Here is a 7,384-nt window from a genome sequence, read left to right on the forward strand (position 1 = left end):
CAGAGGTCCATCGGTGTGGGAACCGGATCGCACCGCCGTCATCTGATCTGAACGAGCCGGCGCCGACCGCAACTGCAAATTGCTCCACCGGTTGCCCCCCGTCCGCTTTGCCTCACCCGACCGGGCTCATTGTGATCCGTCACCAGCATCAGCACCAGATACTGAGGCATCCGCTTCTGCCGCAGACCGGTTGAAGCTCGTCGTCGACTATCGCGGCCGGGTTCCGCTGCTCAGAACGAACGCGACGAGTGGGAGCTGCCCGGCGGTGCCCGCGCTGGCCTGCCGCCCAGCACCTACCGGCGCCACGCGACGCGACGACAGAGCTGCCGTACACAGGGGGCCAGATCGGTCAGGAATCAAGAAGCGCGGGTCACGGGACCGCCCGTAGCGTGATCGGCATGACCTCGATCAAATCCGTCACCCTCGAAGTACCCGACCTCACGAGCGCCAACGACTTCTACACCACCTTCGGTGTGGGTACTCATGTCCGGGTACGTGCCTCGGAGTCACCGACGGCCGGTTTCCGTGGCTTCATGCTGTCGCTCGTGGTGTCCCAACCGAGCACCGTTGACAGCCTCATCGGCGCCGCACTCGGCGCCGGCGCCACGAGCCTGAAGCCAGCCAAGAAGGGGTTCTGGGGGTACGGCGGCGTCGTGCAAGCCCCCGACGGGGCGATCTGGAAGATCGCGACGTCGGCAAAGAAGGACACCGGTCCGGCGACCCGGCAGATCGACGACATCGTGCTGCTGCTCGGGGTCGCGGACGTGAAGGCGAGCAAGCAGTTCTACGTCGACCGCGGCCTGGCCGTGGGGAAGAGCTTCGGCAGCAAGTACGTCGAGTTCGCCACCCCGGAGTCGTCCGTCAAGCTGGCGCTCTACGGGCGGCGCGCCGCCGCCAAGGACGCCGGCGTCTCCCCGGACGGCAGCGGATCGCACCGGATCGTCATCGGCAGCGATGCCGGGGCCTTCACCGACCCGGACGGGTTCTCGTGGGAGGCGTGAGGATCGCGGTCACCGGGGGCACCGGTCGGATCGGCGGCCACGTGGTGCGACTGCTGGCCGACGAGGGACGGCACGACGTCGTCCCGCTGTCGAGCCGTACCGCGCCGTACGACGACCCGGCGGCGCTACGCGCCGCGCTGGACGGGGTCGACACGCTGGTGTTCGTGACCAGCGATGGCGAGGCCGCGCGGGTGATCGTCCACCACCACAACGTCCTAGACGCTGCGATCCAGAGCGGGGTCGGGCACGTGGTGCTGCTCAGCGGCCTGGACGCGGACCTGGACTCCCCGTTCTGCTACGCCTACACCAACGGCCATACCGAGCGGCTGCTCCGCGCCTCCGGCCTCCCGCACTCCATCGTCCGCGCCGGCCTGTTCACCGAGTTCTTCCTCGGCCTGGTCCAGCAGATCGGCACGAGTACGGGCGGCACGGTCGCGCTCCCGGCCGCCGACGGTCGTATCTCACTCGTCGCACGAAGCGACGTGGCGCGCTGCCTGGCCGCCCTGGCACTGCGGGAACCCACCAACGGGCACCACGACGTGACAGGGCCGCAGAGCCTCACCATCGAGGCGATCGCCTCGGCCATCGGGCACCGGTACGCCGACACCGCGCCAGCCGATTTCGCCAGCGCGCTGCTGCGCCTCGGCGAGGAACCATGGTGGGCCTACGCGTACACGAGCATGTTCGAGTCCATCCGCCAGGGCCGCTGGGCAGCAACCTCCGACGCGGTCACCGAACTGACCGGCCGCGAACCGGCCTCCCTCCGGGACGTGCTCACGAATGCGAGCCTGCGTTCAAGAACCGGAACGACGTGATCGCCCCGGCGACGTCCGCGGCGTAGTCTCGGTGGCTGGAGAACGGCCACGGCTGGCGAGGGCGGAACGGATGCGCGATCCACACGACTTCGACCTTGACGAGATCGCCACTGCGCTGCAGGACCAGAGCGCGTACGAGCACCGGTGGCTGATCGACCCGGCAACGGCAGAGGTGCTGTTCTGGACCGCCGACTGCGGCATCGACGGTAAGACACCCGTCGACCTCGACGAACTCGACGCGGTGCCCATCGACCCATTGCCGTCCTACGTCTGGTACCAGGACATGGCCGACTTCGCGGACCTGCTCAGCGACGAGCGCGCCAGCCGACGACTACATCGAGCGATCGACGGCAGGGGCGCCTTCCGACACTTCCGGAACGAACTGTACGAGGAGTACCCGCACCTGGTGTCGGTGTGGCAGGACTTCCGCGATGCGCGTGCCCTCCGGCGTGCGATCGAATTCCTCGCCGACAACAACCTCATCGCCGAGGATGCAGCGGAGCGAGCCCGGGCCGAGCATCCTGATCCGGCGGTGCCGTGATCCCGCCGGCCTCCGAGCGCGGCAGGGTGCAGTGGACTACCGTGGCGTCATCGGGGACCCGAGCATCGGGGCCGCCGGAGGTGCGGGCTTCGGCCTGCCGGACGCGCCGGATGACATCGGCCGGCCCGTTGGCGCGGAGCAGTTCCAGTACGCCGGGCCAGTCGGTCAGGCCGTACGGGCTGACGATGCGGCTGGCGCCGTTGCTGAGCAGCGCGACGCTGTCCAGGTCATGAAGGGGCCGGCTGCCGGTTACCGCTTCCTCCGCCGCGTGCGGATCATCCTTGGCGATCCAGTAGCCGCCCGGCTGGTTCCGGCGAGCGCGCAGCGCCTCGACGCAGGAGTCTCGGATGCGGTCGTACTCCAGTGTTCCTTCCGGAATGCCAGCCAGAGGCGCTGAGCAGATGCGCCGAGCGGCGACCTCACGCTCGTCGGTGATGACCTGCGGGCCACCGGAGACCTGGTCGAGGACGAGGAAGGAGTCCGCGAGCAGGAGATAGTCCAGGCGGCCCCGGTAGGCGCGGACCATCAGCACGGTCGCCTGCGGGCTGCTGGGGTTCGTGATGTCGCAGGTGCCGCGGTGATCGGCGGCTATCTCACCGATCGAGGTGGCGAGAATGGCGGCCAGGTCCCGCCCGTCGTCTCGCGACAGTCGGCCGAGCAGCGCGCCGCCGAGGCGGTGCGTATACCAGGCGACACCGTGGCAGCAGGTCGACTCGGTTCCCGGGATGCCGGCGCCGTCCAGCAGCACAGCAGCGCCGGGAACGGCACCCGCGAAGTCCTCGTTCGCCTGCCCGGCCTTGCCGGCGCTGGTCGCCATGCTGATGCGCACTCATGGGCTCCTTAAGTCAGGGATAACCGGGGGTGACGATCGATGATCGCCGAAGCAGATGTCTGCAGACTGTGAACCGCTGGCCGCCCACAGCCGTGGTAGTGGGTAACGCCCAAGGTCGATGGAGTCCGAAGGGAGCAGCAGGTATGAACGGGAGGCACGGCGGAAGTCTCAGGATGCGCGGATGGGGTCGGGCTGGGGTGTTGGCACTGGTTGTCATCCTGGCCGTCGGCGTCGGCGGCTCGGCCGCTTCAGCCGAAACTAACGCCATAAGCAAACCTAACGGTGATTTTGGAGAATTCGTGAGCGTGGGTACCGGTACGGACCGGGACGGCGACGGTAACAGCAGGACCGTCACTCATGGCGACACCGTGATTTACACCTACATCGTCTACGACCGTTCGGGGACCAGCCAGGCCATCGAGATCGAGTGGCTGCTGGACGTGCCGGGGACTGATCTCGACCAGACCGGCACGAAAACCGTGATGCTGGAGCCCTTCGGCTCCTATCGTGAAGTGACCGGGGGCTTCAAGGTCCAAAAGAAAGTAACGCCGCTCGGCGAGTACACGTTCACCGTTACCGCGAGGTCGGGCACGGAGACGGCAACTACGAGCGAGACATTCACGGTCCATGCCATGAAGTGAGTGTGCTGCCGTAAGTTCGATCAGCCAGAGCGCCAGACCTGGTGGCCTACCGACGGGCCGGCCGGTCACTGAGCGGCTCGAGATGTCCGCGGCGCTGTTCCCGACGGGCGAACCGGAAGGAGATCAAGCCGTGAGCATCGACCCCGCGCCGCTCGACGTGGTCACCGGAGCATTCAGCTATTCCGGCGCCGCGATCGCCCGCGAACTGCAGGCTGCCGGTCACCGGGTCCGCACGCTCACCGCGCACCCAGGCCGTGCCCCAGCCGGCACCGACATCGAGATACGGCCCCTGGACTTCGCCGACCCCACCGAGCTGACCCGATCTCTGCGTGGCACACCCTCTACAACACCTACTGGGTGCGTTTCGCGCACGCCCGGCTCGACCACGACGTCGCGGTCGCCAACAGCCGCACACTGTTCGAGGCGGCTCCCGCTGCCGGCATCCAGCGCATCGTGCACGTTTCCATCACCCACCCGTCGCTGGACTCGCCCTACCCGTATTTCCGTGGCAAGGCCCAGGTCGAACAAGCCCTCGATGAGATCGGTGTGTCACACGCGATTGTCCGTCCGGCCATCCTGTTCGGCGGCAACGGCGTGCTGATCAACAACATCGCCTGGCTGCTGCGTCACCTACCCGTCTTCGCCATCGGTGGCCGCGGCGACTACCGGGTGCGCGGTATCCACGTCGATGATCTCGCCCGGCTCTGCGTGAGCCTCGGCGGCCGGACCGACACAGTGACCGTGGACGCCGTGGGGCCGCAAAGTCTCACCTTCCGCGAACTTGTCCATGCGGTGCGAGCCGCGGTAGGCAGCCGCGCGATCGTCGTCCCCGTCTCGCCGGCCCTGCTGACCGCGCTCTCCTCCGCGCTCGGCCTGGCGCTACGCGACAGATTGCTCACCCGCGAGGAATACCAGGCAATGGCCGCCGGGCTCGCTGACTCCGACGCACCCCCTACGGGAGGGATCGTTCTCACCGACTGGCTGGCCGAACACAGCGCAGAATTCGGACGCCGTTACGCCAGCGAACTCGACCGCCATTTCCGAGGGCAGCAACACTGAGGTCAGGAGGTAACGGATGGTTGGGCAGCCCGCGGCACGTCAGTTGTCTGTCGTAGAGTTTGTCGCGTTGACAGCGGCAACGCTGTGCAGCGCCGGGCTCATCGGCGCTGCGCTGTGGGTGTCGTTCTCCCCCCGGGTGCTCGACGAGGTAGTCGACGAACCGCGGCACCTCGCAAGGCGGGTCAGGAGGAGCGGTGGCGGCGAGTAGCGACCATGGTCAGCCCGGCGAACATCAGGATGCCACCAGCGAGGACCAGCCACCGAAGATTCGGACTCAGTTGGCCACCGGTGATCGGCAGATGACCGCTGGGTGAGGGGGACGGTGTGCTCGGGGACGGTGCCGGCGTCCGGGGCACCACCCGGAAGGTGACATTCCCGTCCTCGGTGCCTGGTGCGGATGCCGGGCTGGGTGCGGCGTGGCCGTCGCCGGCCGGCGGCGCGGCTGCGCCAGGAGCGGGGTTGCCGAGGATGGTCACGGCCAGGCCGAGGATGGCCACCGCTGGCGCGAGACGGCCGGGGCCGGACTGAGCGCGAGGTTTCATCCGGGATGGGTGCGGTGACCGTGACACCATGAACATGAGGATACGACCCTTAAAGCCCTTGCATCCCCTTTGTGAAGAATCAGGCGGCCAGCGTAGATGCCGGATCTGTCCTTTTCATGCCTCTCTGTCCGGTTTCTCGTATAGTTTGGTTGTTCGGTCACCTGCGACCATCAACGACCGTGTCCCAAACGGGGGTAAGACATCATGCGAACCACGAGAATCCTGACGATCGCCGCGACCACCGCTGCGGCAGTCGGACTGACTGCGGCACCTGCCATGGCGGCTCCGACAGCCGATACCGATGTCACGTTCGCCGTGACCGCCGGCACGCTGGACATCACGGCACAGGCAACGGCGGATCTCGGCTCGGGCGCGCCGGGTACGACGATCACCGGCCAGCTTGGCACGGTCACCGTCAGCGACACGCGGGCGGCGGCCGACGCCAGCTGGACAGCGTCGGTGACCTCGACGGACTTCACCACCGGCGCCACCCCCACCGCTTCGGAGACCGTGCTCGCCTCGGACGTTGACTACTGGTCGGGGCCGGCCACGGCCACGACGGGCACCGGCACCTTCACGCCGGGACAGGCAACGCAGGGGGCCGAGCAGCCCCTGAACAACACCACGCTAGTGACCGCGTTCACGCACACCGGCGGGACCGGCAACAACAACGCGAGCTGGAACCCCACGCTCGACGTCAACGTACCGCTGGCGAACGAGGCCGGGACCTACTCCGGGACGGTGACCCATTCGGTCGCGTAACGGCTACCGGCGTCAAGCGGGGTGGGCCATCCTCGCGCTGTTGGGCGGTGCTGGTCTGGGCTTGCCCGCCCAGGCCGGCGCCGCCCAACCGGACCCGGATCGGGAGAGGATCGGTATCCAACTTTTGGAGGCACCGGCCAACCGGCGCGGAGATCCCCGCGCCTTGCGATACATCGTCGACCACGTCCGCCCCGGCACCACCATCAAGCGGAAGATCCGCATCGTCAACAAATCGGCCGAGCGGCAGCGCCTTGACCTGTACCCGGCAGCGGCCTCGGTCGCACAGACACAATTCACGTTCGCCGAGGGACGCGCCGCGAACGAACTGACGCCATGGATCTCCCTCGACCGGGACCAGGTAGACCTGAAGCCCGGCGAGGACACCGACGTCCAAACCACCGTCACCGTCCCCAAGAACGCCTCTGCCGGCGAGCGCTACGCCGTGATCTGGGCATCGACCCAACCGTCCAACCGGTCCAGCCAGATCACTCAGATCCACCGGGTGGGCATCCGCGTCTACCTGCATGTCGGGCCAGGCGGCGAACCGACCTCCGACTTCACGATCGGCAACATCACACCCGCACGCGCGACCAGCGGCGAGCCAACCGCCACCATCGCCGTGACCAACACCGGCGGACGGGCGCTGGACATGACCGGAACCGCCGCGTTGTCCGAAGGACCAGCCGGCATGCGGGCCGGCCCGTTCGACATCGCCCACGGCACTACACTCGCCCCCGGCGAATCCGGCGTGGTCTCGGTGGCCTTCCCCGCCGACCTGCCGAACGGCCCGTGGCGGGTCGAGGCGACCCTGGAAAGCGGCACGGTCAAGCACACGGCGAGCGGTGTCATCACCTTCCCGGCTCCCGGGCGCGCCGGCAAGGCCAGCTCCCTCCGAGACCGCCTGGCCACACCACAGGTCATCGTCGCAGCGGCACTGATCGCGGGCCTGCTGGCCCTAGCCGTGTTCACACTGGCACGCCGCTCACGCCGATCAACCCCCGACACCATGCCAGCACCTCACCGCATCTAGGCATACAGAGGGCGTTCTGATCCCGAGTATCGGCTGGTCGACATGGTGTAGGACCTGGATGGCCTGCACGATCGCGGCCGCACGGTGGGGACAGCAGCATGACTGGGTCAGGACTTGAGGTGGTTCAGGGTTCGGCTGGACAGCGGGATCGTGGCGGGTTA

General features: G+C 67.8%; 9 protein-coding genes. 7 read left to right on the forward strand and 2 right to left on the reverse strand.

Annotation, left to right across the window (positions count from 1 at the left end):
• Window positions 1-398: 398 nt before the first annotated feature.
• From ACNAW0_RS29440 to ACNAW0_RS29450, 3 genes are all read left to right on the forward strand, one after another.
• Window positions 399-1,001 carry a glyoxalase gene (locus ACNAW0_RS29440; protein ID WP_416291304.1) on the forward strand — a complete coding sequence of 201 codons (603 nt, stop codon included), beginning with the start codon at window positions 399-401 and terminating at the stop codon, window positions 999-1,001.
• The gene (locus ACNAW0_RS29445; RefSeq protein ID WP_416291305.1) at window positions 998-1,816 is read left to right on the forward strand and encodes an NmrA family NAD(P)-binding protein; all 819 of its coding nucleotides are present in this window, start codon (window positions 998-1,000) and stop codon (window positions 1,814-1,816) included. The genes ACNAW0_RS29440 and ACNAW0_RS29445 overlap by 4 nt, the downstream gene beginning before the upstream one ends.
• Window positions 1,817-1,886: 70 nt before the next feature.
• Window positions 1,887-2,357, forward strand: coding sequence for a UPF0158 family protein (locus ACNAW0_RS29450; RefSeq protein WP_416291306.1), 471 nt, complete (start codon window positions 1,887-1,889; stop codon window positions 2,355-2,357).
• Here the strand turns inward: ACNAW0_RS29450 and ACNAW0_RS29455 are convergent.
• Complete coding sequence (locus tag ACNAW0_RS29455) at window positions 2,296-3,186, reverse strand: hypothetical protein (protein ID WP_416291307.1); 891 nt, start codon at window positions 3,184-3,186, stop codon at window positions 2,296-2,298. The two genes, ACNAW0_RS29450 and ACNAW0_RS29455, sit on opposite strands and share 62 nt — an antisense overlap.
• Before the next feature lie 200 nt (window positions 3,187-3,386).
• Between ACNAW0_RS29455 and ACNAW0_RS29460 the strand changes: the two genes are divergently transcribed.
• Both ACNAW0_RS29460 and ACNAW0_RS29465 read left to right on the forward strand, forming a co-directional pair.
• Entirely contained in the window at window positions 3,387-3,830 is a 444-nt protein-coding gene (locus tag ACNAW0_RS29460; RefSeq protein WP_416291308.1) for a hypothetical protein, read from the forward strand.
• A gap of 357 nt (window positions 3,831-4,187) precedes the next feature.
• On the forward strand, window positions 4,188-4,889 hold the full coding sequence (locus tag ACNAW0_RS29465; protein WP_416291309.1) for an SDR family oxidoreductase: 702 nt from the start codon (window positions 4,188-4,190) through the stop codon (window positions 4,887-4,889).
• A 182-nt stretch (window positions 4,890-5,071) separates the two neighbouring features.
• On the opposite strand, the gene ACNAW0_RS29470 is transcribed toward ACNAW0_RS29465, so the two are convergent.
• A complete protein-coding gene (locus ACNAW0_RS29470) occupies window positions 5,072-5,431 on the reverse strand; it encodes a hypothetical protein (RefSeq protein ID WP_416291310.1) in 360 nt (119 codons plus the stop codon).
• A 276-nt stretch (window positions 5,432-5,707) separates the two neighbouring features.
• Here ACNAW0_RS29470 and ACNAW0_RS29475 point away from each other — a divergent pair, with 276 nt between their 5' ends.
• Window positions 5,708-6,193 carry a hypothetical protein gene (locus ACNAW0_RS29475; RefSeq protein ID WP_416291311.1) on the forward strand — a complete coding sequence of 162 codons (486 nt, stop codon included), beginning with the start codon at window positions 5,708-5,710 and terminating at the stop codon, window positions 6,191-6,193.
• A 124-nt stretch (window positions 6,194-6,317) separates the two neighbouring features.
• A complete protein-coding gene (locus ACNAW0_RS29480; protein ID WP_416291312.1) occupies window positions 6,318-7,223 on the forward strand; it encodes a hypothetical protein in 906 nt (301 codons plus the stop codon).
• The last annotated feature ends 161 nt before the right edge of the window (window positions 7,224-7,384 follow it).

The organism is Micromonospora sp. SL1-18 (genome assembly GCF_047921505.1).
Lineage (GTDB): Bacteria > Actinomycetota > Actinomycetes > Mycobacteriales > Micromonosporaceae > Micromonospora.